Here is a 26,107-nt window from a genome sequence, read left to right on the forward strand (position 1 = left end):
CGTCATGGCCGCACACTCCGACCCCCGCAAGCTCGGGGAGTTCCTCAAGGCCCGCCGGGCCCGGCTGGACCCGGGCAAGTGCGGGCTGCCCGGGACGGACTCCGCCCGCCGGGTCACCGGACTGCGCCGCGAGGAGGTCGCCCGGCTCGCCGCGATCAGCGTCGACTACTACACCCGCCTCGAACAGGGCCGTGTCCGCGCCTCCGCCCCCGTGCTCACCACCCTCGCGCGCGCCCTGCGCCTCGACGACGACCAGCAGCGGTACCTGTACGAACTCGCCGGACGCTCGGACGACCTGCCCCGCCGCACCCGCCGTCCCGCCCAGCGGGTACGTCCCGCCATGCGCCGCCTGCTGGACCAGCTGACCGAGACACCCGCACTCGTCCTCGGCCGACGCCTGGACGTGCTGGCCTGGAACCCGGCCGCCGTAGCCCTGTACACCGACTTCGCCGCGATCCCGGCCGACCGCCGCAACTACCTGCGTGTGCTGTTCACCGACCCGTCGGTCCGCGCACTGCACCTGGAGTGGGAACACGACGCCCGGGACGCCGTCGCGGCTCTGCGGATGGAGGCCGGGGCCGACCCCGACGACCCTGAGCTGGCCCGCTTGGTCGGTGACCTGTCCGCTCAGGACGCGGACTTCCGCGGCTGGTGGGGCGAGCACCGGGTCAACAGCGCCACCTACGGCACCAAGCGCTACCGCCACCCCCTGGTGGGCGACCTCACCCTCGACTGCGACACCTGGTCCGCCCCCGACGACTCCGGCCAGCGCCTGATGGTCCTGACCGCACAGACCGGCAGCCCCTCCCACGACGCCCTGCGCATCCTCACCTCCTGGAACACGGAGCGACCGAGCACCGAACGGCCGGACGCGGAGCGACCGGGCACCGAACGGCCGGACGCGGAGCGACCGGGCACCGAACGGCGGGGCACCGAACGGCCGGACGCCCCGGCGCGCGACAGCACCACGCGGCCTCGGAGCGGATGAACCAGCACCCCGTGCTGCTGCCCGGCCTGCCCGGATCTGGGCGCAGCGCGCTGCCCGCGGGCGAACTGCGCACCGACACCGTGGCCGAACAGGTCGTGGAGACGGCACGGGTGGCCGGGCTGCGGGACTTCGTGATCGCGGGGACCTCGCTCGGCGCGGCCGTCGCCGTGACGGTCGCCGCCCGCCGTCCCGACCGCGTCCGCGGCCTGTTCACCCTCGCCGGTTTCGCCCGGCCCGTACCCCGCGGTGGCTCAGGCTGGAGCAAGGGGCCGCGCTGCGCACCCGCGCCGACGACCGGCTGAACGACACCGCCCGCCGGCCCCTCGCCTCGGGCCGCCCCACCGGCGCTGAGACCCGCACCAAGCCGCTACCGGTCACTGCGGGGCCGCACCAAGCCGCTACCGGTCACTGCGGGGCCGCACCAAGCCGCTACCGGTCACTGCGGGGCCGCACCCGTACCAGGCCGGGCGTGGCAACGTTCCCTCAGTCGTCCCGCCGTCGCAGAGCCACGGTCGCGACGCGGAGCGCGGCGTGCAGTTCCGTCACCTCGGTGACGGTCGGGGACACGACGCCGGACCAGTCGCCGCGCAGCCCCGGCCAGACGGCCAGCAGGACCTGGGTGCGCGCGAGGCCCAGGTGAGCGGTGACGTCCATGCGGTCGTCGCCCGCGGACGTCCAGGACAGCCGGACCCGGCCCTGCAGGACCCGGGACGGTCCGCCGACCGGCATCCAGGTGGCCATGAGCCGACCGTGCGCGGGCGTCACCAGGGCACCCAGGACGTCGGCCGGCATGGGCTCGCGGGTCAGGGCGGACAGTTCGACGGGTATCCGCTGGGCCTCGGAGCCCCGTACCAGGGTGAGAACCGGTCGGCCCGCCCGGTCGCCGCGCTGACGCCGCGCGGACGGTGACGGGACGGCTCGGGGGATGCCGCGACACGGCCGGTCGGGCCTGTCGTACCTCGTCATGCGGTCTTCCCTTCATACCGGCGACGCGCCGCCTCCGTCCGGACGACGGGGCGGTGTAGGTTCCCTTCAGAATACGTGTGAACTCGGAGATACGTGTTTCCTGTACCGTCCTGCCGGACGTGGCAGGACGGACGGGCCGGGTGCCATTCACCCTCGAAGGACCGGAGCATCGATGAGATCGGACGCGCGCTCCAACCGTCAGCGCATCCTGGAGGCGGCGGCGGAGGTGCTCGCCGTTCCCGGCGACACCTCGCTCAAGTCCATAGCGCGCAGAGCGGGCGTGGGCCAGGGGACGCTCTACCGCCACTTCCCCACCCGTGAGTCCCTGGTGCTGGAGGTGTACTGGGAGGACGTGGAGGCGCTGGTGGATGCCGTGCCCGGCCTGCTGGCCGCCCTGTGCCCGTCCCTCGCGCTGCGCGCCTGGCTGGAGCGTCTGCTGACCCTGGGCAGGTACGAGCCGGAGTTCGCGGACGCGCTGGCGGGCATGGCCGCCGGTGTGCCGACGGAGCAGTGCCGACAGGCCTGCCGGCCGCTGCTCGACGCCCTGACCGCGCTGGTGGACGCCAACGAGAAGGCCGGGACCATCGCGCCGGGTACGACCGCCGACGACGTACTCCTGCTGCTCGGACCGTTGTGGCGGGTCGGCGCGCAGGAGACGCGACCGGCGCGGTCGGGGCGGCTGCTCGATGTGCTCCTGCGGGGACTGTGCCCCTCGGACGCGACGTCTGCCGCGCCCGTTCCCGAAGGGGCGCGGCACCGGGCGTGAACCGTCTCGCCGGAGGTGCCGGCACCGCGCTCAGCGTGCACGTGCGGACGAACCGCGCGCGTCAGTCACGTGACGGTGGGAGTCAGGGGCGCGGGTCAGGCGGGCCTGATGTTGTGGTTGAAGCGGAAGACGTTGGCCGGGTCGTAGCGCTTCTTCACCGCGGCGAGCCTGTCGTAGCGCTCCGCCCCGTACACCGCCCGGACGCCCTCGGGGTCGCTCGCCTCGTCCGGCGAGAGGAAGTTGACCATGTTGCGCCGGGCCGCCCACGGCTCCAGCCCGTCCATGACGCGTGCCAGTTCGGCCCGGAGCTGCTCGGCGTGGTCCGGGGCGCCCACCGCGAAGCCGAACACGACGTACGGAAGGCCCCTGCTGGGCACCGAGTTGGGGACCTCGGGCTCGCGGTCGAAGGCGCCGCCGAGCGCCCGGATCTCGACGTTGGCCAGGAAGCAGCCGGAGTCCGCGCCGGTGAGGTCCACGAGTGTCTGCGCCGTCTTCTCGGAGAACTCCTCCAGACAGAGGCTGCGGTCGAAGTACGGCATCGGGTCGACGGGGTCCAGGTGGATCTCGCCGATCGCGGTGTACGGCTTCTCCCCCACGAGGTCGATCAGCACCGGCGCGGACGCCCGCAGGGGGGCGATCAGTCCGGCGCCTTCGGTGGCCGGTCCGAGGTAGCCGATCCGCAGGTGCACGACGAAGGCGCCGCGCAGCGGTTCGGGCAGGACGGGGAGGTCGGGCAGGCGCTGGACGGCTAGGGAGGAGGTCATGTCCTCGCCCACGGTGGGCAGCCAGGCCCGCCAGGCCTCCAGGATCCGGGGCAGGTGCTCGCCGGGGAAGTAGATGCCGCCGCCGTAGAAGCGTGTGACCGGGAACGCCTCGAACTCGATCTCGGTGACCACGCCGAAGTTGCCCTTGCCGCCGAGCAGCGCCCAGAACAGGTCCGGTTCGCTGTGCGCGGTCACCCGGCGCAGTTCGCCGTCCGCCGTGACCACGTCGAGCCGTCGCACGTGGTCGGCGGCGTAGCCGAGGGTGCGGCCCAGCAGGGGGCTCTGCCCGCCGCCCAGCGTGTAGCCGACGACGCCGACCCCGGGTGCCGAGCCCACCACCGGGGCCAGGCCGGACTCCGCCGCGAGGGGCAGTACCTCGCTCCAGCGCACGCCCGCTCCGACCCGTACCGTGCGCTGTTCCGCGTCGACGGCGATGTCCTTCATGCGGTGTGTGGTGATGAGCAGCCCGCCCTCGGCGGCGGAGACCACTTGGTGCGCGGCGGACTTCACCGCGACCGGCAGACCGTGGCGGGCGGCGAAGCGGACCGCCGCCACAACGTCCTGCGCGCTCGTCGCGCCGACCACGACGGCCGGCCGAAGTCCGCAGGTCAGGTTGTAGGTGGCGCACTCCGTCCCGTACTCCTGGGACCCCGGCTCCAGCACCGGTCCGGTCACGGTCCGCCGCAGCTCGTCCACTTCCTCCGGCCGCAGTGCCGCCTCAGCCGTACCGGGCACGTCCGCACTCATTCTGATCACTACCTCACTCACACACGCGAAGCGTGTTTGGCATCGACATGCTCATACTCACACATGTGCGGGGTCGGCCGTCCCGTCGTGGTGTGAGAAAGGTGTGCGCGGGACGGGGCGTGTGTGTCGACTGGCCGCGCGGTACGGCCGACGGGGGGCCGGCCAGCATCGCCGTTACGACCGGCAGGGGCGTCGCGACCGACAGGGGCCGTCGCGACCGACGAGGGCCGTCGCGACCGACAGGGGGCGTCGCGACCGACAGGGGGCCGGTGATGGGCGACAGGAGACCGGTGATGAGCGCGGGATCAGGCCAATGGCGAGAACCGGACATCCTCTAGAATGCGGTGATCGCGGGGGCCGCACGGAGCCGGGTGCCGGCTCGGCCGGGTCGGCGCGGCACCGGGCCTGCACACCACGGCCGTCGGAGGCAGTTCGATGAAGGACCGGGACGCGACGATCTGCCCCGCCTCTGCACGGCTGGTCGGACGCGACGGGGACCTCACGTTCATCGAGTCCTTCTTCAGCAACAACGCGGTCCACGGCGCGGCCCTGCTGCTCTCGGGCGAGGCGGGGGTGGGCAAGACCGCCGTGCTCGACGCGGTGGCGACCGGAGCCGCGGCCAACGGCGTCCGGGTGCTGCGCGCGGCCGGTGTGCAGTTCGAGGCGGACATCGGCTACGCCGGTCTCAACCAGCTGCTCGTCCCGCTCTTCGACGACTTCGACATCCTGGACACCGTCCACCGTGACGCCCTGCGGGTCGCGATCGGCATCGGCAGCGGGCCGCCGCCCGACCGGCTGCTGACCTCGACGGCCGCACTGCTGCTGCTCCGGCTGATCTCCGTGCGCACACCGCTGCTGATCGTCGTCGACGACCTGCCGTGGCTGGACCGGGCGACCAACGCCGTGCTGGGCTTCGTGGCCCGGCGGCTCGTCGGCAGCCGTATCGGCTTCCTCGCCGCGTCCCGGGAGGGCTCGGAGAGCTTCTTCGAGTCCAGCGGTCTGACCGAGCACCGGCTGGCGCCGCTGGACGACGCCTCGTCGGCCGAGCTGCTCGCCCTCGCCCACCCCGACGTCGCCCCCGCCGTACGGCGTCGTATCGCGGCCGAGGCGCGGGGCAACCCCCTCGCGCTGGTGGAGCTGCCGACGGCGCTCTCGCCCGAGCAGCGTGCGACGCTCGCCGCGGTGCCCGCCGTACTGCCGCTGAGCGAGCGGTTGCAGGCCCTGTTCGCCTCGCGGGTGGCCGGGCTGCCCGACCGCAGCCGGGAACTGCTGCTGATCGCCGCCCTGGACGGCACCGGTGACCTCGCCGCCGTCGAGGCCGCCGCGTCCGGCCGGGCGGCCGTGGACGATCTCGCCCCCGCGGAACAGAAGCGGCTGGTGACGGTCTCCGGGGACAACCGGCGGCTGTCCTTCAGGCATCCGCTGATCGGCTCCGCGGTGGTGGAGCCGGCGACCGCCGCGGAGCGCAGACGGGCCCATCAGGCCCTCGCCGACGTGCTGCGGGACCAGCCGGAACGCCGCGCCTGGCATCTGGGCGAGGCGGCCGTCGGCCCGGACGAGACGGTCGCGGCGCTGCTGGAGGAGGCCGCGCGCCGCCGGCTGCGGCGCGGGGACGCGCTCGGCGCGGTGGCGGCGCTGACCCGGGCCGCCGGGCTCAGCACCACGGCGGCCGACCAGAGCCGCCGGCTGGCCGAGGCGGCCTATGTCGGGGTGGACTCGGGCGGCGAGCTGGAGGACGCCTCGCGGCTGCTCGCCGGGTCCCGGCTGGTCGATCCCCAGGGGCAGGAGTCGCTGCACGCGGCGGCGGCGTCCGCGTTCCTGCTGATCAACAGGGACGGTGACATCGACACCGCGTACCGGCTGCTGGTCGGTGCGATCGAGTCCGGGCGGCACGGCTACGACGCCTCGGACGCGGGTCTCGTCGAGGCGCTGCATCTGCTGGTGCTGCTGTGCTGGTACGGCGGTGATCCGAAGCTGTGGGAGCCGCTGCTGGCGTTCGTGGACCGGCTGACGCCGGAACCGCCCCTGCTGCTGCGGGTGATCCTGGAGACCTTCGGCGACCCGGCCCGCACCGGTGCCGCGGCGCTGCCCCGGCTGGCGGAGCTGATCGCCGGGGTGGGCGACGACCCCACGCAGGTGGTCCGGGTCGGCACCGCCTCGGTCTTCCCGGACCGGCTCGGGGACTTCCGCTGGGCGACGCGGCGGCTGGTGGAGCAGGGCCGGGCCGGTACCGCGCCCGTGCGGCGGCATCTGGGCGCGCTGATGCACATGGGCCTGGACTACTTCCATCTGGGCCGGTGGGAGGACGCCGCGCAGCTGGCCGCAGAGGGGCTCGCCCTGTGCGAGGACCACGACTACCGGTTCTTCGCCTGGTACTTCCAGTACATCCAGGCGGCCGTGGCGGGGGCGCGGGGCGACGCGCAGACCAGTGCCACGCTGACCGAGGAGATCGTCCGCTGGGCCACCCCACGCGGGACGCACGGAGCGCGGTTCTTCGCCTGTCACGCCCGCGCGCTGGCCGCGCTCGGCAGCGGCGACTTCGAGACCGCCTACCAGCACGCCAGCACGCTCAGCCCGCCCGGGACCGTCGCCCCGTACGTGCCGATCGCCATGTGGGGCACGATGGACCTGGTCGAGGCGGCCGTCCGGACCGGCCGGGAGAAGGAGGCCGCCGCGCACGCGGCCGCGATGCGCGCGTCCTCGATGGCCGCTCTGTCGCCCCGTCTCGAGCTGCTGGTGCGGGCCTGCGAGGCGCTGACCACCCCGGGCGAGGCGGCGCTCGGCGTCTACGAGCGGGCGCTGTCGCTGCCCGGCCCTGAGCGCTGGCCTTTCGATGTCGCGCGGGTGCGGCTCTTCCACGGTGAGCGGCTGCGGCGGCTGCGGGCCACGACGGAGGCCCGGGAGCAGCTGACGCAGGCGCTGGAGGCGTTCCAGCGGCTGGGCGCGAAGCCGTGGGTGGCGCGTGCGGCGGCGGAGCTGCGGGCCGGCGGGCAGTCCGCGCCGACCGCGGCCCGGCCCGGGCCCGTGGCGCTGACCGCGCAGGAGGTGCAGATCGCCACGCTCGCGGCGACCGGGCTGACCAACAAGCAGATCGCCGAGCGGCTGTTCCTGTCGCACCGGACCATCGGCACGCACCTTTACCAGATCTATCCCAAGCTCGGCATCACCTCCCGGGCGGCGCTGCGGGACGCGCTGTCCGGGCTGGAGGCGGACGCGCAGGGCTGACCGCGGCGCGGGCGGAGCCAGGCGACACGGACGCGGAACCACGCCTTCCTCGGCGCTCAGTCCGGTACGGACGCGGAACCACGCTTTCCCCCGCGCTCAGTCCGGTACGGACGCGGAACCACGCCTTCCCCCGCGCTCAGTCAGATGACGTATGCCTGGCCGGTGGTCCCCGCGCACAGTGAACGCGGAGACATCCCCTCTCTCCCGGGGCTGTCGCTCCGGTGGCCGCGTCAGGTGCCACCGCGCACCACGCGAGAGAGGAACGGCATGCCCGACGCCCCGGACGGCCATCCGGACATCCACTGGCCGTCGGGTTTCTCGCCGGATCAGGCGCACGGCTTCTGCCAGGCGCAGGCCGTCGTGCACGCTCCGCCCGGCCGGGCCTTCGCCCTGCTCGCGGACATGGCGCGGTGGCCACAGTGGGTTCCGGGCGTCACCGAGGTCCGGGCCGGGCCGCTCACGCGGGCGTTCGAGGCGAGGTTCCACGGGCACCGGTTCGAGCTGTACGTGGGTGAGCACGTACCGGACAGCCGGCTCGGCTGGTCCGGCATCGGGGCCGGTGTGCAACTGTTCAGGACTGGCTGCTCAAGCCGGTCGAGGCCGCGCCGGCTCGAGGAAGAGGGCGAGGACGGTGCCGACGGCGAGGGTGGGGGCGATCCAGAGGTAGCCCATGGCGGTGGCGTGGGCGAAGGCGTCCAGGGCGGTGTCGCGCAGGGCTGCGGGGAGCCGGCCGATGGTGTCCGGGCGGGCGGCGTCGAAGCCTCCGGCGGTGGGCAGGCCGTGGGTGCGGTCGGCGAAGCCGGTGTTCAGCAGGGTGCCGAAGACGGCGACCCCGAAGGCCGCGCCGATGGAGCGGGAGAAGGTGACGACGGCGCTGGCGGCGCCGAGGTCGGCGGCGGGCACGCTGTTCTGGACGGTGGTCAGCACGACCATGGGGACCATGCCGATGCCCACGCCGGTGATCAGGAAGTAGACGCCCAGCGCGAGGGTGCTGGTGGCGGCGCCGATGGTGCTCAGCAGGAGCAGCCCGGCGAGGTTGGCGAGCAGTCCGGCGAGCAGGACCGGCCGCAGCCGTTCGACGTGTGCGGCCCGGCGTCCGGCGAGGGACTGGCTGACGACGAGCCCGGCGACCAGCGGCAGCATGTGGACGCCGGAGAGGGTCGCCGAGACGCCGTGGACGATCTGGAGGTAGGTCGGCAGGTAGACGAGTACGGCGAACATCGCGGCGTTGGCGAAGAAGCCGATCAGGGAGGAGAGGACCACGGTCCGGGAGCCGAGCATCGCCGGCGGCAGGACCGGGGCGGCGGCGCGGCGCTCGACCGGGACCAGCAGCGCGCCGAGGGCGACGGTGGCGGCGGTCAGGCCGACGATGGCGGGTGAACCCCAGCCCCAGCGCTCGCCGAAGGACGTGATCAGGACCAGGCCGGTGGCGATGGCGGCCAGGAGGGTGGCGCCGAGGCAGTCGATACGTGCCTGGGCGCCTCGGGTGGCGGTGGGCAGGGCGCGGGCGGCGACGGCCAGGGCGACGATGCCGACGGGCAGGTTGATCAGGAAGGCCCAGCGCCAGGAGAGCTGGTCGGTGAAGACGCCGCCCAGCAGGGGGCCGGCGATACTGGCGACGCCGTACACGGAGCCGAACATGCCCTGGTAGCGGCCGCGTCGGCGTGGCGCGACGATATCGCCGACGAGGGCGAAGGTCAGGACGATCATGCCGCCGCCGCCCACGCCCTGGAGCACGCGGGCGCCGATCAGTTCGGGCAGGTTCCCTGCCAGGCCGCAGGCGACCGAGGCGATGAGGAAGACCGAGGTCGACATCAGGTAGAGCCGCTTGCGGCCGAACATGTCGCCGAGCTTGCCCCACAGCGGGGTCACCGCGGTGGAGGCGAGGAGGTAGGCGGCGCTGACCCAGGCGATGTCGTCGAACCCGTCGAGGTCCTGCGCCATGCGGGGCAGCGCGGTCGAGACGATCGTCTGGTCGAGGGCCGCGAGGAGGACGGCGAGGATCAGCGCGCTCATGGCGGCTGCCGCACCGCCCGCCTCGCGTGCCGCGGGCTGCTGTGCCTTCGACTGCGCCTTTGACTGCGCCTGCGATTGTGCCTTCGACACCGAAAGACACCTTTCCGGAAGTGGGCGATGGAGGGTGCGGGGAGGGTGCGCGGACCGGATACCCAGAGAGAGGACTCATCAGATAGGCACTACCCTCTATATTTGTCACTTCAATGTAGCACTTAATTTGGATAGGGCTATGCCAGAGAGGCGTTAGATGCCTCAGGCTTCACACCGCGCCACTAGAATCGGTCCGGTGAGAGCCGACGCAGCACGCAATCTGGAAGCCGTCCTGACCACCGGGGCACGCATGCTCGCCGCCGACCCGGGCGCGAGCATCGCGAGTATCGCCACCGAGGCAGGAGTCGACCGGCGCACCGTCTACCGGCGCTTCGCCTCCCGCGAGGACCTCCTCGCCGCGATCTACCAGTCCCGCCTCGAGGCCATCGAGCACGCCATCACCGACGCACGCCTGCGCGAAGCACCCGTCGCCGTCGCCCTGCACCGCTACGTCGAGAACATCATCGCCGTCAACCGCACCTGGCCCGTCGACCTCACCCGCATGCTCAGCGACGACAGCGTGCACGAACGCCGCGACGCAGCCGTGCGGGAGGTCGACGCCTTCCTGGAGCGCGCCACCGACGAGGGCCTCCTGCGGGCGAACCTGCCGAACGGCTGGGCTAGCGCGCTGCTGCCTCAGCTGATGCACCTGGTGTCACGGCAGCAGCCCGAGCTGACCCCCGGGCAGGCGGCGGACGTGGTCGTCGACACCCTGCTGCACGGTCTCGGAGCGTCCTGACACGCCGACGGCCCTGGGACACACCTGCGTCGAGGTGTCTCCCAGGGCCGTCGGCCCGTACGGCGGCGTACGGGCCTCGTACGCCGCTCGGCTCATTCCAGGGACCTGCCGGGACGGTTCCGGGCGGACGGACACGGCGGGGCCGGGACGGCCGGTTCGCGGAGCCGGGGTGGCCTTCCGGCGAACCACCGGCGGGAGCCGCGCGTTCCGGTACGGGGCCCGGAATCCGCTGACCGCACGTCAGCCGCGGCGGACCCCGTCGAGGAACCGGCCGGCCAGGTCCACGCGCTCGTCGAGGGTGGCGGAGGTCTGTCCGAAGTCCACGAACAGCTCGTGCACACCCGCCTCGGCGGCGGCCCGCGCGTAGTCGACGTACTGGGCGAGGGTGCCCGCCCTCGGCATCCGGTCCGGCTCGGTCCTGACGTCGGTCAACTGAGGATTGACGCGCAACGCCATGTGCAGGGTGTCCGGGTCGCGGTCCGCCTCCGCCGCCGACTTCCGGATGACGTCCCACATGCCCAGCAGATGGGGCAGCGGCATCGCCACGGGCAGCCAGCCGCCGAGCCGCCGCCCGATGCGGCGCAGTCCGACGGGCGTGAAGGCCGCGAGCAGCACGGGCGGCCCGGGCCGCTGGCTCGGCTTGAGGCCGACCACGGTCTCCGGGACGGTGAACAGCGGTCCCTCGTGCGAGAAGACGTCGTCGGACCAGTATCCCTCAAGGACGTCGAGGGTCTCGTCGAGCCGTGCGCCGCGGCCCTTCCAGGGCACGGAGAGCGCGGTGTACTCGTCGGGCATCCAGCCCAGGCCGAGGCCGACGGTCAGCCGCCCCTCGCTGAGGAGGTCGAGTGTGGTGAGCGACCGGGCCAGGAGGAGCGGCGGCAGCCACAGGCCGTTCAGCGTGCTCGTGCCCAGGCGGACCCGCGTGGTGTGGGACGCGACGAACGTCAGCGCCACGAGCGGGTCCATGTGGTTCTCGTAGGCGCGCGGCATACGGCCGTCGGCGCTCGGATAGGGGGCGCTCGGCATGCGGGGGGCGAGGACGCGGTCGCCGGTCCAGAGGGAGTCGTATCCCATGTCCTCCGCGGTACGGCTGATGTGCAGGATGCCGTCCGGGTGGGCGTCGGGACCGAAGGTGGGCAGGGCCAGGCCCAGTTTCATGGGTGTCTCCTCAAGAGGTGACCCGGTGCGGGTCCCTGTCGGTCAGCGGGATGCCGAGAAGGGCCTCCAGGGCGGCGACCGTCCCGGCGGGCTCCACGGCGTGGACGGTGGCGAATCCCAGGTCCGCCGCGGGCCGCAGGTGTTGCTCGGTGTCGTCCACGAACACGCAGTCCTCGGCGCTCAGGCCGAGTCGGTCCAGGACGATCCGGAAGATCTCCGGCTCGGGCTTGCGCGTCCCGTGGTCCTCCGACAGCACCACCGCGTCGTAGCGGCCCTCCAGCTCGTGACCGTCGTAGAGGTTCCAGGGTGCCGGACCGACCGAGTTGGAGAGGATGGCGACCCTGACTCCGGCCCGGCGGGCGGCGGCGGCAGCGGCGATCACCGAGGGCTGGGGGCGCAGGTCGGCGAAGATACGGCCCATCAGGTTGTCCGGCGCGATGCCGAGCAGTTCTCCGGCCGACTCGTTCCACCGGGCCTGGGTGAGCGTCCCGCGCTCCAGGTCCTCGGTGAGGCGGATTCCCTCGGGGGTGAGGTGGAGGGCGGTGAGCAGCGTCCCCTCGGCCAGTCCCTCGCGCCGTTCGAAGGCGAGCGCGGCGGGCAGCAGGGGTGTGGTCAGCACACCACCGAAGTCGAGCACGAGGCCCTTGCGGTGGGGAGTCATGCTCACACCCTAGAGGGTGGGTCACACACGCTCCCCACCGGCACACATGTTCCGGGAGCGTCTGTCACAGAGCCGTCGGTGAAGCGGCCTCGGGCGGGTTCATCACCGGGTACGCGGGTCCTCGGGGCGCGTGGCCTCTCAGGAGGCGCGTGATTCCCGGGCTCATGCGGCCCGCTCGCCGCCGGGTCGCTCGCCGCCGGGTCGCTCGCCGCGTGTGGCCGCCGGCGTGGTGAGGACGACGTTGTGCGGTTCCGCGCCCCGCTGGTAGCGGTGCAGCTGATGCCGCAGGAAGTCGGCCGTGGCGGCGGGCGGCACGTCGGTGAACGTCGCCGTGCGCGGGGTGACCACGGCGTTCACCAGCCCGGTGAGCGGATGGCCGTGCGGCAGCGGTGCGGGGTCCGGGACGTCGAGCCCGGCCCGCAGACGGCCCGCCCGTACCTCCCGCAGCAGCGCACCGGTGTCGAGGAGTCCCTCGCCGGCGACGTCCACCAGCAGCGCCCCGTCCTTGAGCCGCGCCAGGGCGTCCGCGCCGAGCAGGGTGTGCGGCTGGTCGGTGAGCGGCGCGCACAGCACCACGGCGTCGGCGGTGGGCAACAGCGCGGGCAGTTCCTCCGCCCCGTGCAGCCGTCCGGCGGGTGTGGTGCGCGCCGTCCGGGCGACGAGGACCGGCTCGCAGCGCAGCGCTCCGAGCAGGGCGGCGACGGACGCGCCGACCGCGCCGTAGCCGACGACCAGGACGCGTCCGCCGACGAGCGAGAGGCGCGGCCCGGGGCCTGCCCCGGTGCACCGGTCGAGGCCCCGGCACAGGGCCAGCAGCAGGGCGACCGCCAGCTCGGCGGTGGTCCGGCGGTCGGCTCCGCGCCCGTCGGCCAGCCGGGTTCCGGCGGGCAGGTCGGCGAGAAGCGGCGTCGGACGCAGGTCGCCGGAGCCGAGCAGCTGAAGCACCTCCAGGTGCCGCATCCGCGGCAGTACGGGACGCAGGAGGCGCGCGGGATCGGGGATCGGCGGGGCGACGAGGAAACGGACGTCGGCGGGGTCGCCGGGGAGCGGGCCCGAGCCGTCCCAGCAGCGGTAGGAGAGCCCGTCAGGCAGCCCGGGGAGCCGGCTCCGGTGCCAGGGGAGCCAGACGGTCCTGCCGTCCTTCATCACGCATCAGCTTCTTCCGCTCCGGTCGTCGCGCGGGCATCGACACCGATCCGTCCGCCCGCCGGGAAACATACGGTCGTTTCCTCGTATACGAGGACGTACAGGTCACCGGCCGAGGTTCACGTGACCCTCACCACGCGCAGGGACGAACCGGCGCCTCGGGCCGCGCCCCCGGGGCGTCCGCGCGGACTCGCCCACGCCGGCCCCGCTCCCCGACGGCGCACCCCGAGGTCCCCGCCTGTGCCTCCGTGCACATGTGTGCCGGATACGTTTGAGCGTAGCCGACAGGTACCCGGGGGCGTGCGACGGGGTGGCCGCGTGGGGGCAATCCGTGTATCAAGAGCCTTTTCGTCCATACCAGGTGACGAACACCCCCAGGGGCACCTAGTCTGCTCGACAAGGTGTGAGGGCGGGACAACGGGCAGGTCACGGGCGTGACCGGCCGTCGTTCTGTCACACCCGGTCGGCCGCACAGTGACGTACGGCGACACACACTCTCGATCCGGGCGGCGGGGCCGTGGGGAGCGTGCGGACCGGGCCGATCCAGCGGTGAAGGGAGTGGGGGGACTGTGGAGTCGATCGTGGGGGCGATGGTCGGCCGGGAGCGGGAGCAGGAGGTCCTGGCGGCGTTCGTGGCGGACACCGGGGGCCGGGCCCTCGTCCTGCGCGGCGACACGGGGGTGGGCAAGAGCGCGCTGCTGGAGCACGTGGCCGGCCTCGCCGCGAGCCGGGGCCACCGGGTGATCCGGGCGGCCGGGGTGGAAGCCGAGTCGGAGCTGCCGTTCGCCGGACTGCACCAGTTCCTCCATCCGCTGCTGTCCTGCATCGGCCGGCTGGACGAGGTGCACCGCCAGGTCTTCGACGTCGTCTTCGGCAGGAGCCAAGGGGCGCCGCCGTCCGTCATGACGCTGGGCATCGCCGTCCTGGACCTGCTCTCCCTCGCGGCGTCCCAGATGCCGCTGCTGCTGGTGCTGGACGACGGTCAGTGGCTGGACGCCTCCAGCACCGAGGTGTGCGGTTTCGTCGGGCGCCGGCTCACCGGCAGCTCGGTGAAGCTCGTCGTCGTCCTGCGCTCCGACCTGGCGTCGGGCTTCGACACCGCCGCGCTGCCCGAACTGCCGGTGACCACGCTGTCGGAGGAGGCCTCCGAGCAACTGCTGGACAGCCGGCACCCGGAGCTGGACCCCCACATCCGCCGACTGGTCCTGGACGAGGCCCAGGGCAACCCGCTGGCCCTGCTGGAGCTGCCCCCGTACGTACGCGCCGACCGGGCCGGGCGCACCCCCGAGGACCTGCTCGGGTACACCGGCATCCCGCTCCCCCAGCGGCTTCAGCGGGTGTACGGCGCCCGGATCGGGGCCCTCGGCGACACCGTCCGCGCGGAACTGCTGCGCGGTGCCCTGGACGGGGTCGGGGCGGGCGCGGCGGCGGGCCATGTGCGCGGCTCGCGCTACCGCATGGCGGAGGCCGACGAGGCCGCGGACTGCGGTCTGCTGGACATCGACCCCCTCACCGGCGACTTCGTGTTCCGGCATCCCCTGGTGCGTTCGACCGTCGTGCAGACGGCGACCCCCAACGAGCGCCGGGCGGCGCACGCCGTGCTGGCGCGGGTGCACCGGGACGATCTGGAGCGGCGGGCCACGCATCTGGCGGCCTCGACGGTCGACCCGGACGACGAGGTCGCGGCGGTGCTGGAGGCCGCCGCGGACTCCGCCACGGTGCGGGGCGGGGCGGTGGCGGCCGTGGCCTGGCTGACCCGGGCGGCGGAGCTGAGCGAGAGTCACGCGGAGCGGTCCCGTCGGCTGGGCAGCGCGGCGTACATCGCCGGGCACTCCGGCCAGCTGGACCAGGCCCGGCGGCTGATCCGCTCGGGCGGCGGGTCCGGTCCCGACGACTCCCCGGCCTCGGTGATCACCTCGGGCTACGTCGCTCTCTTCGAGGACGGGGACGTGCGGTCCTCGCAGCGGCAGGTCTTCGCGGCGATCGAGACGCTGCGCGACCGCGGGGTGCGGGAGCCGGACGAGGTGCTCACGCGCCTGATCGACCTGCTGCTGGCCATCAGTCAGTACGCGGGTGACGAGGCCGCGTGGGAGCGGGTGCACAAGCTCCTCGACGAGCTGGGCGACCTGGTGACTCCCCGGTCACGTATCTACCAGGACGCCTGGGGCGACGTGGTGCGGCGCGGTGCCGGTGTGCGTGAGCGGGTGGAGCGGACCTTCGTCGGCCTGCACGACCTGGAGCCGTGGGACATCACCCGGCTGTCCGTCGCCGCTTATCACGTGGACACCCTCAGTCAGTACCGGCCGCAGCTGCAACGCACCGTGGACCGCGAGGTGGAGACGGGCGCCCTGGCCGACGCCATGACCATGCTGCATCTGATCATGCTCGACCAGATCGCGGTCGGTGAGTGGGCGGAGGCCGAGCGCACCGGGGAGCGGTGCCTGGAGCTGACGACCAGGCACCGGCACACGCTGTTCACCCATCACACGCGGGCCTATCTGGGTCTGGTGGCGGCGTTGCGGGGTGACGTCGAACGGGCCCGGGAACTGCAGGCCCTGGTCGACTCCTGGGCCCGTCCGCGCGGGGTCGGGTTCCTCACCCAGATCACCGACACCATCGGCACCACCGCCGCCCTCACCGAAGGCGACTACGAAGCCGCCTACCTCCACGCCATCGGCCTCACACCCCCCGGCATCTTCACCCCCTACGCCCACCAAGCCCCCCGCACCCTCCTCGACCTCGTCGAAGCAGCCCTCCACACCGGACGCACCCGACAGGCCCGCGCCCACGCCCTCGCCGCCCACCACGCACACCTGGCCGACATCTCCCCCCGCCTCGCCCTCACCACCCACGCCGCCCTCGCCATGACCACCACCGACCCCACCAAAGCCGACACCCTCTACCACCACGCCGAAAACCACCCCGCCGCCCCCCACTTCCCCTACGAACACGCCCGCGTCCAACTCGCCCACGGCACCCACCTCCGCCACACCCGGGGCAGGAAGGCAGCGCGCGTGCCGCTGACCCTGGCGGCGGAGACCTTCGAGCGGCTGGGCGCGACCGCCTGGGCCGAGCGGGCCCGGGCGGAACTGCGGGCCACGGGTGCGGTCCCGCTCTCCTCCTCGGCCCACCTCGCGGCGCTGACCTGGCAGGAGCGGCGGATCGCGGACCTCGCCGCGAGCGGTCTGACGAACAAGGAGATCGGCGAGCGCATGCACCTCTCACCCCGCACCGTCAGCTCACACCTGTACCGGGTGTTCCCCAAGCTCGGCATCACCTCACGCGCCGCCCTGCGCGACGCACTCGGCAGACTGGCCGGCGATCAGGCGGTGTGACCCGGCCCCGGGCTCTCCGGCCCCCGGGGCGGCCGGTCGGTTGTCGGGGGGAAGGGCTCGGATGCCGTGGTCGTCGAGCCAGCCGAGGACGTAGTCGGCGACGGACCGCCACCCGCTGTCGATGACCAGGGAGTGCGCGCGGTCGGCGAACTGCTTGAGGTCCGTCGCGGCGGTGGAGTCGCCGTAGGCCTTGTACACGGCGCGGGTGGCGGAGTCGGGGACCAGCAGGTCCTCCTGTCCGGAGATCAGCAGCAGCGGACCCCGGTCCGCGTTGTCGACGTCCACCACGGCGTACGGGCTGCGCTCCGTGCCCGCGCAGCCCAGATCGGCGAGGAGCCGTCGAGGGGCGGGCACCACGTACCGTTCGAAGAGGCGGTCGGCCTCCCTCACCTCGACGGTGTTCGCGAAGACCCTGTGGAACTGCTCCGGGGAGAGCGACACCACGTGCCCGGTGCGCTCCTGGCGGCCGGGGGGCCGGAGCGCGGGCGGGGAGTCGTACGGCGGGATGCCGTCGAGGGGGGCGGGGGCGATGGCCACGGCGGCCCGGCCGATGCCGACGCCGATGAGGTGCTGGGCGATGAGCCCGCCGACCGAGTGGCCGACGATCACCGGCGCGACGTCGAACGAGCGGACGATTCCCGCGTAGTGCTCGGTCAGTGCTTCCAGACCGAGGTCACCGAACGCCTCCGGTGACTCGCGCAGCTTCCCCACGACGGCCCCCTCCCCCGGCCAGCCCGGGGTGACGGCGAGGAAACCCCGGCTGGCGAAGCGCTCCGCCCACGACTCCCAGGACAGCGCGTGCAGCCACGTGCCGTGGATGAAGACGACGGGAGTACGGTTCACGGCGGGCCCCTCCGAGCATGACGACCATCAGCCCGGCGCGGGCACGCGGGCGACCCTTTCAGGATCGTCGAGCCGCAGGTCAGGGGCGACAGTCGAATGACTTAATGTCGGCGGCCCGCCAGGTGTCCGCCGGACCCGGCCGGCCCGTTCACCGTCGAAATCGGTGATGCCGGACGGTCAAGTTACTTATGTGCGACGTTCCCGGGGCGGCCAGAGTGGGCCGGGCCAGCTTTTCGCCACAGAGAAGGATCCACTCGTCATGAGCGGCAACCGACCGGATGTACAGGCCCGCCGCACGGGGCCGTCCGACAGCCTTGAGCTGGTCCTGGACATCGAGCGCATGCTGGACGTCTCCGCCAGGCAGGCCGTCAGGGCGGAGTTCCGGTTCGATCCGCGGTCCCCGTTGACCGTGAGTGTCGAGTTCCTCGTCGAGGGCGGCCCCTGCGTGCTGTGGCGGATCGGCCGTGATCTCCTCCACCAGGGGCTGTACTCGGTCAGTGGCCTCGGTGACGTCCGGATCTGGCCGACGCACCCGGAGGACCGCACCACCGCGCGGCTCCAGCTGACCTCCCTGGACATGGCGGCCCTGTTCGAACTGCCCGTGCGGCCGCTGGCGGAGTGGCTGGAGCACACCTACGAACTGGTGCCCGCCGGTCAGGAACTCGCCGAGATCGACTGGGACTCGGCGACCGCGGACCTGCTCCGGGACCGCATGCCGCAGTCCGACTGATCACCGCCCGCCCCTGGTGGAGGAGCGCCGCGTCGGACTGCGCACCCCAGCCCTCGCCCGGTGTACCCGCCCCGTCGGAGGCGGCGGCCGGGACCGCCTGCCGCAACGAGCTGAGCCTCGCCTCCACCGCGCCGCGCGCCGTCGCCGCGCCGATCCGTGCGAGCGAGGGGTGAACGGAAAGGCAGGAAAGTGCAGGAAAGTGCAGGAACCCGCGGGAGGTGACGCGGTGCGCGATTGCCATGCCAGAAAGCGTGAACCTGCCGTGGTCCCTTTCCCGTTGCCCCTAAGAAGACCTCCTGCGGCAGGGCTGTTGACTGGCTGGCCCGGCCGCGGGACGGAGCGGTCGCCCTCGTGCTCTTCCCCGACATGAGGGCGACCGTGGCTACGGCGGCCCGGTCACGCCCGACCGTCACAGGTGTCATCGCCGGGAGGAGAGGTATGAGCGGGATACCGGGGGACGCCGGTCCGCTGGAGGACGCGGCGCTGACCCGGGCCGCGCAGGCGGGCGACGTGTCCGCCCTGGCCCTGCTCCTGGAACGGCACCGGCCCGGGATGCGCGCGGTCGCGCTCAGTGTGCTGGGCCCCGGTCCGGACGTCGACGACGTCGTGCAGGAGGCGGCGCTGGTGGCGCTGCGCCGGATCGTGGACGTCCGTGATCCGGAAGCCGTCGGACCTTGGCTGCGGATGGTCGTACGCAACGGCTGCCGGACCCTGCTGCGGGGCGCGCGCCGGGTCGAACCCCTGGCGGAGGTGCCCCTGCCGCCGGACGGTGAGACGCCTGAACAGGTCCTGCAGAGCCACGCGCTGCGGAACTGGATCTGGGATGCCGTCGACTCGCTGTCCCCGGCGCTGCGGCTCCCGGTGGTCCTGCGCTACTTCTCCTCCGGCATCACCTCGTACCAGCAGATCGCCGACGCCTGCGCGATTCCGGTCGGTACCGTGCGCAGCCGCCTCAGCCAGGCCCGCGCCGTCCTCGCCGCGTCCCTGGGCGCCACTGCGGCCACGGCGCACGAGGACGCGGTGCGCCGTACCGAGAACAGCTGGCTGGAGGCGCACGCGACCCTCGAGGCCGCCGAGCGCGGCGAGTTCGACCGTGTGGTCAGGGACCGCTACTCCCCCGGCGTCTCGCTGTTCACCGGAGGGCAACGGCTCGGCGGAGCGGGCCTTCTGCTGGCCGGGATGGAGGGCGACCTGTCGGCGGGGGTGCGCCAGCGGCCCGTGCACGTGGTGGCGGGGCGGTCCCTGGTGGTCTGGGAGATGGAGCTGATCAGCCCGCGGGACGACCCGGACCACTGTCCGCCCGGCGTCGCGTGGATCATGTCGCTCGACGGCGGCCGCTTCGACCGGGTCTCGCTCCACCACGCACCGCGGACCGTGCCCACCCCCGACACCAACGCCGACGCCGACTCCGGCACCAACGCCGATCCGGCGTGATCCAGTTCACACTCTCCCGATCGAACTTCCCCGCTCCGGGGGCGTCCTGTCGGTGTTCCTGACACCTGCGGACCTGATGGAGATCCCGATGACCACTCCCCTCTCCCCCGGCACCCATTCCTTCCGAACCGGTGGAATCGTCCAGCGGTATCACGTCCACGGCACCGGACCGGTCTGTCTGGCGCACTCCGGCGGGCCGGGCATCCACTGGGAGTACCTGCGCATGCCCGCCCTCGAAGAGCACCTGACGATGGTCTACGTCGAGCCCATCGGCACCGCCGAGGACAGCCGGCTGCCCTCACACCCGCACGGCTACACCCGGGAGCGCTACAGCCTCTTCCTCCAGGTGCTGATCAACCGGCTCGGCGTCCCCCAGGTACACCTGCTGGGGCACTCGCACGGTGCGTTCGTCGCCGCCCATCACGCCCTGCACCGCGCGGAGCAGCTCGCGGGCGTCGTGCTGTACGAGGGCGCGCCCGTCACCGGACCCGAGCACGGCGCCGAGGCGGGCCGGATGGTGGAGGCCTTCGCCGCGCAGCACGCCGGCCATCCCGGACTGCCCGACGTGCTGGCCGCGTTCGGCGCGATGTCCCGCATCTCCAGCGACGAGCAGACCGTGGCGGTCGCCCGCGGCGTACTGCCGTCCTACTTCGCCGACTACTGGGGCGACGAGGAGCGACTGGCCCCGTTCCGGGACGCGGTGACGGCCACCTTCATCTCGGGCCTGGACGAGAACCTGGAACCCGATGTCGTCGACGACCGGACCGCGCTCAAGGGACTGGAGGTACCGGCACTGGTGGTGGTGGGCCGCCATGACGTGATCTGCGGGCCCCGCTGGGCGTTCGAGATGGACGAGCTGATCCCCGACTCGCAGCTGCTGGTGCTGGAGAACAGCGGGCACATGGGGCACATCGAGGAGCCGGAGCTGTTCGCGGACACGGTCCGTGACTTCGTGCTGCGCACCACCGCGTCCCGGGACACGGACGTGTAGCGGACCGTACGGGACTCACCCCGTGCGTCGGCCCGGCGCGGGCCGACGCACGGGAACCCGGCGCGGGGCCGGTTCCGTTCCAGTGGTGAGGGGACCTGGCGCGGACGGCGTCAGGGCGCCGACGCTATGGCCACCGATCCGCCCCACTGCGACCTGGGGGTCTTGGCTCCCGGCTTCTTCGGAGCGATGGTGCGGGGGTCGACGGCTTCTCCCGGGGCGCCCTCGCGGTAGAGGCCGTCGGGAAGGCTGTCCCGGTCGTGCGGAAGGAGGAAGAACACCCGGCGCTTGTACAGGCCGCTGTCCGGGTCGGGAGAGGCGTCCTCGTCCAGCAGCGCATAGCCCACCATGCGGCCGTCGCGCGCGTACGGCGGCTTGGTGTTGCGCCGTCTGGTCTTGTCCAGCGCCTGCCGGACGTAGTCCAGGCTTTCGGGATTCTCCAGCCACACCACCTCGTCCTCGTGGATGAGGTCGCTCTCGGTCAACAGCGAACTCATGGCTGCAGCCCCTCCTTCGTCGGCGTGCTCCCCGGCCATGGGGGCATGGCCGGATCTCTGTCCGTGTCGCTGCGGCCCGCCCGCCGCCACGTGACGGACCACTCGGTGGGGGCCACCACAAGCGCGGCCTGACCACCATCGTAGAGCGCACGACGACAACGGTGTAGGCCACATGGTGGGGATGGCCGACCTGTGACAGCCGTCATGCGTGCTCCAGCAGGGCGATTCCCGGGTAGTACTTCCGCCCGTTGGACTTGATCATGTCGGTCGGCGAGGTCACGCCCACCTCTTGGCGGACACGGTTGGCGAAGGCCCTGGGGGTCGCCGGCCGGATGCCCTCACCGGCGTTGCACCAGGAGCTGTACTCCGTGTAGAGCAGCCCCTGTTCCACCCTGAGGTCCTTGCCCGCGTCGCCGTCCCGGGTGCAGCACTCGGACAGGAAACGGCCGATGTGGTCCTCGGTGGTGGCGTAGGCCGTCGTGGCGATACGGACCCTGTCGGGGCCCTCCAGCGGGTCCCTGGTGCGCAGATAGCGCTGGGCGCCCTCGATGAGCCACTGGAGGATTCCGGGGCCCTCGTCGCGGACCAGCTCGAAGGCGAGGTTGTCGATCCGCCGGTGCGCGGGCACCGTCCGGGTGAAGGGCAGCAGCCGGATGCGCCGCCAGAAGGCGAAACCGCCGGTGGAGACCTCGGGGCGGTGGTTGCCCAGGAGCCACAGATGGTGGGTCGGGGTGAACGAGAAGTAGTCCTGCCGCATACGACGGGCCTTGATCTTGTCACCGCCGGTCAGCAGCCGGACCCGGGCCTCGTCGAACTTGTCGTTGGGCTTCAGCTCGCTGCACACGATGAGCCGTCGCCCGTGCAGTTCGGTCAGCTCGGTGGAGTGCTCTGAGAAGGCGCCCCGGTCCATCAGGAAGCCGGGCGGGGCCGCGTCGGCGTAGTCACCCAGGATCTGGATCATGATGTCGAGCAGGACGGACTTGCCGTTCTTGCCCTCGCCGTGCAGGAACGGCAGGACCTGGGCGCCGACGTCACCGGTGATCGAGTAACCCAGCATGAGATGCAGGAAGTCGATCATCTCCAGGCCCTCTTCGTCGTCCCCGAAGGTGTCGAAGAGGAAGCGGTGCCAGCGCGGGGTCTCCATGGCCTGCGGGGCGACGCTGGTGGCCCTGGAGTGGAAGTCACGGTTCGGATCCGCCTTGCGCAGATGCCCGCTGTGGAGGTCCACCACACCGACGGGGGTGCACAGGGCGTACGGATCGCCGTCCAGCCTGTCGGGGTCCACGGAGATGTCCGGGGAGGCCTTCGCCTGGGTCAGCAGGGCCTTGAGGCCGGTGGTGGACAGCGTGCGCCGCTTGTGTTGCGCCAGTTCACGGTCGCTGAACACTCCGCGCGGGTCGGTGCACGGCATGTCCTCGGCCATCTCCCCGGCGGCCCACAGAGCCGCCTTCTCCCCTCCCCCGCGCTTCCACCGGTAGCCGTCCCACGCGAACCATCCGAGGCCCTCCACATGCCTGAACTGATCCCGGTACTGCTGCACGAACAGCCGCGCGTTCCCTCGGTCGGACAGGGACGGAGGACACAGCGCCGAGGCACCCGCCCCCTGGGCCGGAGGCGGGACGGAAACGCTCACAGAGCCCTGTGCGGGGAGTCGCGCCGCGCCGGGGACCACTTCCGCCGCCTGGAGGTCGAGCATCTGCTGAGCGGCGGCCTGCGGGTCAAAACGCAGTATGCCTTCGGCACTGCTGCTCATGGACGTCCTTTGAGGTGAAGAGGGCGGACGGACCCTACGGCAAGGGCGTCGTCAACGATCTTTTCATTCCGGGACTGCTGCCAAGGGCGGGCGTAGTTGGCGACACGGACAAGTCGGTCACGAATGGCGGCGTGGTCCAGGTGGCCCGCTCCGACCAGGCCACCGGCCGTGTAGGCAGCCCTGTTGAGTTTCTCCGTGAACCCGGTCCCCGCCCGTGCGGCCGCACACTCGGCAACCACTGCGATCAGCGGATCGATGACCTGCTGGGCGGAGCCCGGGCGGCCTGGACGGCGGGCGGCGGAAACCACCGCCGTCGCTCTCTCCCCCGAGGGGGAGGGACCGGACGGTCCGGACGGACCGGAGGGTTCGATGACGTGTCCGGTCCGGCGCAGCTCGCTGCGGAGCCACTCCGGCAGCACGGCGGGATGCCTCTCGGTGCCTTCCGCACGGTAGACACCCTGCGGAGTACGTGTGCCCGGCGCGACGATGTAGCCGCCCTCGGCCCGGACGTCGACCTGCCACGCGAGGGCGGTGTTCCTGCCGGAGCCGGTCGAGCAACGGTAGCGGGTGGCCGGGTCGGGGTTCCGGTACCAGACGTGCAGCCCTCCCGAGGGGGTGCGGACGCGCAGCGTGCTCTCGTCCTGCGCGGGATCCTGCTCGCCCCGGAAAGCCGCGAGCAGGGCCAAGGTGTCGAAGCCGGAGGCCAGTCCGTCGAGCCGGACCTGATCAGGGATCAGGATGCCGGGGAGAAGGTGGGCTCGGTCGGCGACCGGCACCGGGTGGGCATCGATGTCGATGACGACGAGCCCTGCGGGGGCACAGGCGACACCGACCCCGGCGGCAGGGAGGTCGCCCCACCAACGGTCGATCAGTCCCTGGTCCGTGGTGGCCGCGTGGAAGCCGTGACAGGGGCGGCCTGCGGGCAGACAGGGACAGGTCGCGACCTCGTGCCGGCCGCCCCGGGACGACGAGCAGTCAGGACAGTTCCCCACAGGGGTCTTCCGGCCCGGCGACAGAGGATGCACCGGCCAGCCCTGCGCCGCACACCACCGCGCCACGGCGTGCGGGGGCGCGACACCGGCTGCACTGCCCTGGTGCTCACCTTCGCGCGGCACGGGAATCGTCCTCGTCATGTCTGTCTGCCCGATCACTTCACACACCTGACGGGGCAGATGCCACGCCAGGGACCGAAGGGACTCTGATGCGAAAAGAGTGTACGGCCCGCGATCACCAAAAAGGAGGGCGGCTCCACCGGCGTGCCGCCCTCGATCGGACCTCTGGGTCCCTTGGGTCCCTGAACCGTTTCGGCTGCTTCCAACCTAAGGGACTGAAGGCTCCGAAGGCGCGGGAGCCCGGGGCGCCGGGCCAGGGACCAAAGCCCCAGGGACGGAAAGGGACCGGGGGCCACGTCACAGGGCCTGGAAAATCTCCGGTCCCTGACCAGGGACTGGAGATACCTGCAGGTCAGAGGCTTGCCGCCGTCGAGAGGAGGGACTGAAGGGACTTAACTTCGCCATTATGAGCTGCAGTAGACATGTGCTTGTGTATGCGCGCGCGTGTACGAATACATCTCTTCTCTACGTCATAATTGCGCTTTTCAGTCCCTCCAGTCCCTTCTGGAGCCTACGAAACGGCTCTGACCTGCGAAAATGTCAGGGACGGAAGCCCAGGGACCGAAAGTCCCTGGGTCCCTCACTTCGTCCCTCTCTCCGTCCCTTTGACTACCCTGAGCCAAGCTCTGGTCAACTCCAGCGCAGATGCACTGTCCTGAGTCCCCGTCTCTTCAGTCCCTGAGCCTGGCGGCTCCCCAGGGACTGAAGAGCTTGCTAGGCGGAGAAACTGAAGCAGGTACGGGCGTGGGCCCTGCCTCTACGGCCTCGGGGAACATCGGTACAGCGGTTATCGGTGAGAAGGATCATGGCCGTTTAGCACAGTGATCCACTTCGCCGCCGGGGTTCGGTGAAAACGCCTCCGGGCCTGGTCCGGGGCTGGCTACGGTCCGGCTCGTGCCGGCGCGGTACACGGAGCGCCGCCAGACGCTGTACGACCACGCGTGGGACATCCGGGACTCCTATGGCTCCCTCCTACGAGGACGCCGAGTGGGGCCGATGGTTCCGTACGTTCCTGCACGGGCGGGCGTGGATGCACGCCGAGGGCCCGAAGGGGCTGTTTCAACCACGCGTTTGGCTGGTTGCGCCGCAACCGGGTGTTGCTGCTGGGGGTGAGCGTGCTGGCCCGGCAGGTGTCGGAGGTGCGGAAGGTCGCGGAGAAGCGGCTGCACGCCACGGTCGCGGGCGCCCCCTGCCGCGCGGCCCCGGCGCTGCCCGGGGACCTGGTGGCGATGCTGAGGACGCCGGAGGGCTCCCGTTTTCTCGGAGCTGGAGCGGCTGCGCCGGTCGCCGCCCCGGACGACGGGCATGGCGTTCGCCCGCGTGCTGGGATGTTCTGCCTCGTGCGCGGCAACCAGCACATCCTCGACGTGCTCGACGTCCTCCACCGCGACCGTCTCGCCCTGCGCATCCACGACGGCGCGTTCTCCGCCATGGACCTCACCGCCCGCCCCCCGCGCACCGGCGAACTGCTCTCCACTGTGAAATTCATGGTGCAGACCCTCGCCGCCGCCGGCGAACTCCAACGCGACCTCCAGCGCGAGCTGACGTACGACGGACTGCGCGCCGCCGAGGCCAAGGGCGCGAAGGGTGGGCGCCGCCCCGCCGTGGTGGCCACGAAGACCGACGGCGTACGCACCGCGTACCTGGAAGGCCGCTCCATCGCCGCCCTCGCCCGCGACCACCGGGTCAGCCGCGGCGCGATCCGCACCGCCGTCGCCGACCTCCTGCCCGACCACACCGCCAGAGAGGAGGACGCGCCCGCCCCGGAGCTGCCGGTCATCCTCGACATGCCCGGCAAGATCGCCGACTACCTCCGCACCACCGAGCTGAAGCCCGCCGAGCGTGCCCCGCTCGACCGGGGGTTGGTCGTACGGCGCGGCCAGGGCTACACCCTGCGCGTCAGCGCCGCCCCCGCCGTGCACCGCCAGCTCCTCGCCCGCTGCCAGCCGCTCGACGGCGGCCAGGGCGTCCCGGCGGTCCCGGCCCAGCGCAAGGCCCGCCGAGAGTACAAGAACCGCGTCAGCGCCCTCACGCCCTGAACAGGATCCTTCTCACCGATAACCGCTGTACCGATGTTCCCCGAGGCCGGTCCAGGCAGGAGTTGTTGCCCGGCAACGCCGCGGCACGGACTGCGTCCCCGTGCTGCGGG

20 protein-coding genes and 1 pseudogene are annotated in these 26,107 nt (G+C 72.3%); 11 read left to right on the forward strand and 10 right to left on the reverse strand.

The genetic code is table 11. The features are described 5' to 3' along the window. The first annotated feature begins 4 nt into the window (after positions 1-4). Positions 5-988 carry a helix-turn-helix domain-containing protein gene (locus ACFYWQ_RS30165; protein ID WP_389520676.1) on the forward strand — a complete coding sequence of 328 codons (984 nt, stop codon included), beginning with the start codon at positions 5-7 and terminating at the stop codon, positions 986-988. Further along, on the forward strand, positions 985-1,290 hold the full coding sequence (locus ACFYWQ_RS30170; protein ID WP_389520678.1) for an alpha/beta fold hydrolase: 306 nt from the start codon (positions 985-987) through the stop codon (positions 1,288-1,290). Before ACFYWQ_RS30165 ends, ACFYWQ_RS30170 begins: the two co-directional genes overlap by 4 nt. A gap of 181 nt (positions 1,291-1,471) precedes the next feature. On the opposite strand, the gene ACFYWQ_RS30175 is transcribed toward ACFYWQ_RS30170, so the two are convergent. After that, entirely contained in the window at positions 1,472-1,954 is a 483-nt protein-coding gene (locus ACFYWQ_RS30175; RefSeq protein WP_389520680.1) for a hypothetical protein, read from the reverse strand. A 172-nt stretch (positions 1,955-2,126) separates the two neighbouring features. Here ACFYWQ_RS30175 and ACFYWQ_RS30180 point away from each other — a divergent pair, with 172 nt between their 5' ends. After that, positions 2,127-2,720: a TetR/AcrR family transcriptional regulator gene (locus ACFYWQ_RS30180; protein ID WP_389520682.1), complete on the forward strand. Its 594-nt coding sequence runs from the start codon at positions 2,127-2,129 to the stop codon at positions 2,718-2,720. A gap of 95 nt (positions 2,721-2,815) precedes the next feature. Here the strand turns inward: ACFYWQ_RS30180 and ACFYWQ_RS30185 are convergent, their stop codons facing one another. After that, complete coding sequence (locus tag ACFYWQ_RS30185) at positions 2,816-4,219, reverse strand: FAD-binding protein (protein WP_389520683.1); 1,404 nt, start codon at positions 4,217-4,219, stop codon at positions 2,816-2,818. A gap of 447 nt (positions 4,220-4,666) precedes the next feature. Here ACFYWQ_RS30185 and ACFYWQ_RS30190 point away from each other — a divergent pair, with 447 nt between their 5' ends. Then, complete coding sequence (locus tag ACFYWQ_RS30190; protein WP_389520685.1) at positions 4,667-7,456, forward strand: AAA family ATPase; 2,790 nt, start codon at positions 4,667-4,669, stop codon at positions 7,454-7,456. A gap of 585 nt (positions 7,457-8,041) precedes the next feature. Here the strand turns inward: ACFYWQ_RS30190 and ACFYWQ_RS30195 are convergent. Continuing rightward, complete coding sequence (locus ACFYWQ_RS30195; RefSeq protein WP_389521076.1) at positions 8,042-9,472, reverse strand: MDR family MFS transporter; 1,431 nt, start codon at positions 9,470-9,472, stop codon at positions 8,042-8,044. A gap of 340 nt (positions 9,473-9,812) precedes the next feature. Here ACFYWQ_RS30195 and ACFYWQ_RS30200 point away from each other — a divergent pair, with 340 nt between their 5' ends. Further along, positions 9,813-10,301, forward strand: coding sequence for a TetR/AcrR family transcriptional regulator (locus tag ACFYWQ_RS30200; RefSeq protein ID WP_389521078.1), 489 nt, complete (start codon positions 9,813-9,815; stop codon positions 10,299-10,301). 240 nt (positions 10,302-10,541) lie between these two features. Here ACFYWQ_RS30200 and ACFYWQ_RS30205 read toward each other — a convergent pair whose 3' ends face one another. From ACFYWQ_RS30205 to ACFYWQ_RS30215, 3 genes are all read right to left on the reverse strand, one after another. Beyond that, the gene (locus ACFYWQ_RS30205; protein ID WP_389520687.1) at positions 10,542-11,459 is read right to left on the reverse strand and encodes a TIGR03619 family F420-dependent LLM class oxidoreductase; all 918 of its coding nucleotides are present in this window, start codon (positions 11,457-11,459) and stop codon (positions 10,542-10,544) included. A 10-nt stretch (positions 11,460-11,469) separates the two neighbouring features. After that, complete coding sequence (locus ACFYWQ_RS30210) at positions 11,470-12,120, reverse strand: HAD-IA family hydrolase (protein WP_389521080.1); 651 nt, start codon at positions 12,118-12,120, stop codon at positions 11,470-11,472. Between the two features lie 162 nt (positions 12,121-12,282). Then, complete coding sequence (locus ACFYWQ_RS30215) at positions 12,283-13,266, reverse strand: NAD(P)-dependent oxidoreductase (RefSeq protein ID WP_389520688.1); 984 nt, start codon at positions 13,264-13,266, stop codon at positions 12,283-12,285. A gap of 590 nt (positions 13,267-13,856) precedes the next feature. Here ACFYWQ_RS30215 and ACFYWQ_RS30220 point away from each other — a divergent pair. Beyond that, positions 13,857-16,601, forward strand: coding sequence for an AAA family ATPase (locus ACFYWQ_RS30220; RefSeq protein ID WP_389521082.1), 2,745 nt, complete (start codon positions 13,857-13,859; stop codon positions 16,599-16,601). Here ACFYWQ_RS30220 and ACFYWQ_RS30225 read toward each other — a convergent pair. Then, on the reverse strand, positions 16,545-17,444 hold the full coding sequence (locus ACFYWQ_RS30225; protein WP_389520689.1) for an alpha/beta hydrolase: 900 nt from the start codon (positions 17,442-17,444) through the stop codon (positions 16,545-16,547). The two genes, ACFYWQ_RS30220 and ACFYWQ_RS30225, sit on opposite strands and share 57 nt — an antisense overlap. A 259-nt stretch (positions 17,445-17,703) precedes the next feature. Between ACFYWQ_RS30225 and ACFYWQ_RS30230 the strand changes: the two genes are divergently transcribed. The 3 genes from ACFYWQ_RS30230 to ACFYWQ_RS30240 all read left to right on the forward strand — a co-directional run bounded on the left by ACFYWQ_RS30230 (position 17,704) and on the right by ACFYWQ_RS30240 (position 20,599). Then, positions 17,704-18,174, forward strand: a complete 471-nt coding sequence (locus ACFYWQ_RS30230) for an SsgA family sporulation/cell division regulator (protein ID WP_389520691.1) — start codon at positions 17,704-17,706, stop codon at positions 18,172-18,174. A 438-nt stretch (positions 18,175-18,612) separates the two neighbouring features. Beyond that, positions 18,613-19,608 (forward strand): RNA polymerase sigma factor, encoded by a 996-nt coding sequence (locus ACFYWQ_RS30235; RefSeq protein ID WP_389520693.1) that lies wholly within the window; start codon positions 18,613-18,615, stop codon positions 19,606-19,608. 88 nt (positions 19,609-19,696) lie between these two features. Then, positions 19,697-20,599 carry an alpha/beta fold hydrolase gene (locus ACFYWQ_RS30240; protein WP_389520694.1) on the forward strand — a complete coding sequence of 301 codons (903 nt, stop codon included), beginning with the start codon at positions 19,697-19,699 and terminating at the stop codon, positions 20,597-20,599. 110 nt (positions 20,600-20,709) lie between these two features. Here ACFYWQ_RS30240 and ACFYWQ_RS30245 read toward each other — a convergent pair whose 3' ends face one another. The 3 genes from ACFYWQ_RS30245 to ACFYWQ_RS30255 all read right to left on the reverse strand — a co-directional run bounded on the left by ACFYWQ_RS30245 (position 20,710) and on the right by ACFYWQ_RS30255 (position 23,904). Beyond that, on the reverse strand, positions 20,710-21,093 hold the full coding sequence (locus ACFYWQ_RS30245; RefSeq protein WP_389520695.1) for a DUF6009 family protein: 384 nt from the start codon (positions 21,091-21,093) through the stop codon (positions 20,710-20,712). Between the two features lie 202 nt (positions 21,094-21,295). Next, positions 21,296-22,846 carry a phage/plasmid primase, P4 family gene (locus ACFYWQ_RS30250; protein WP_389520697.1) on the reverse strand — a complete coding sequence of 517 codons (1,551 nt, stop codon included), beginning with the start codon at positions 22,844-22,846 and terminating at the stop codon, positions 21,296-21,298. Continuing rightward, complete coding sequence (locus tag ACFYWQ_RS30255) at positions 22,843-23,904, reverse strand: bifunctional DNA primase/polymerase (protein ID WP_389521084.1); 1,062 nt, start codon at positions 23,902-23,904, stop codon at positions 22,843-22,845. The genes ACFYWQ_RS30250 and ACFYWQ_RS30255 overlap by 4 nt, the downstream gene beginning before the upstream one ends. Before the next feature lie 957 nt (positions 23,905-24,861). Between ACFYWQ_RS30255 and ACFYWQ_RS30260 the strand changes: the two are divergent. Continuing rightward, a pseudogene (locus tag ACFYWQ_RS30260) lies at positions 24,862-25,284 on the forward strand (DUF4158 domain-containing protein); the annotation flags it as partial. A 14-nt stretch (positions 25,285-25,298) separates the two neighbouring features. Then, positions 25,299-25,997: a hypothetical protein gene (locus ACFYWQ_RS30265; RefSeq protein ID WP_389520698.1), complete on the forward strand. Its 699-nt coding sequence runs from the start codon at positions 25,299-25,301 to the stop codon at positions 25,995-25,997. Positions 25,998-26,107 lie beyond the last annotated feature (110 nt).

The sequence above is a fragment of the Streptomyces sp. NPDC003247 genome (genome assembly GCF_042888135.1).
GTDB lineage: Bacteria > Actinomycetota > Actinomycetes > Streptomycetales > Streptomycetaceae > Streptomyces.

Bases quoted from the DNA above. Each gene is read 5' to 3' on its own strand.
- ACFYWQ_RS30215 (WP_389520688.1), bottom strand. From the start codon at position 13,266: ATGAAGGACGGCAGGACCGTCTGGCTCCCCTGGCACCGGAGCCGGCTC.
- ACFYWQ_RS30230 (WP_389520691.1), top strand. From the start codon at position 17,704: ATGAGCGGCAACCGACCGGATGTACAGGCCCGCCGCACGGGGCCGTCC.
- ACFYWQ_RS30180 (WP_389520682.1), top strand. From the start codon at position 2,127: ATGAGATCGGACGCGCGCTCCAACCGTCAGCGCATCCTGGAGGCGGCG.
- ACFYWQ_RS30240 (WP_389520694.1), top strand. From the start codon at position 19,697: ATGACCACTCCCCTCTCCCCCGGCACCCATTCCTTCCGAACCGGTGGA.
- ACFYWQ_RS30190 (WP_389520685.1), top strand. From the start codon at position 4,667: ATGAAGGACCGGGACGCGACGATCTGCCCCGCCTCTGCACGGCTGGTC.
- ACFYWQ_RS30250 (WP_389520697.1), bottom strand. From the start codon at position 22,846: ATGAGCAGCAGTGCCGAAGGCATACTGCGTTTTGACCCGCAGGCCGCC.
- ACFYWQ_RS30235 (WP_389520693.1), top strand. From the start codon at position 18,613: ATGAGCGGGATACCGGGGGACGCCGGTCCGCTGGAGGACGCGGCGCTG.
- ACFYWQ_RS30205 (WP_389520687.1), bottom strand. From the start codon at position 11,459: ATGAAACTGGGCCTGGCCCTGCCCACCTTCGGTCCCGACGCCCACCCG.
- ACFYWQ_RS30195 (WP_389521076.1), bottom strand. From the start codon at position 9,472: ATGAGCGCGCTGATCCTCGCCGTCCTCCTCGCGGCCCTCGACCAGACG.
- ACFYWQ_RS30210 (WP_389521080.1), bottom strand. From the start codon at position 12,120: ATGACTCCCCACCGCAAGGGCCTCGTGCTCGACTTCGGTGGTGTGCTG.
- ACFYWQ_RS30245 (WP_389520695.1), bottom strand. From the start codon at position 21,093: ATGAGTTCGCTGTTGACCGAGAGCGACCTCATCCACGAGGACGAGGTG.
- ACFYWQ_RS30175 (WP_389520680.1), bottom strand. From the start codon at position 1,954: ATGACGAGGTACGACAGGCCCGACCGGCCGTGTCGCGGCATCCCCCGA.
- ACFYWQ_RS30220 (WP_389521082.1), top strand. From the start codon at position 13,857: ATGGTCGGCCGGGAGCGGGAGCAGGAGGTCCTGGCGGCGTTCGTGGCG.
- ACFYWQ_RS30170 (WP_389520678.1), top strand. From the start codon at position 985: ATGAACCAGCACCCCGTGCTGCTGCCCGGCCTGCCCGGATCTGGGCGC.
- ACFYWQ_RS30165 (WP_389520676.1), top strand. From the start codon at position 5: ATGGCCGCACACTCCGACCCCCGCAAGCTCGGGGAGTTCCTCAAGGCC.
- ACFYWQ_RS30200 (WP_389521078.1), top strand. From the start codon at position 9,813: ATGCTCGCCGCCGACCCGGGCGCGAGCATCGCGAGTATCGCCACCGAG.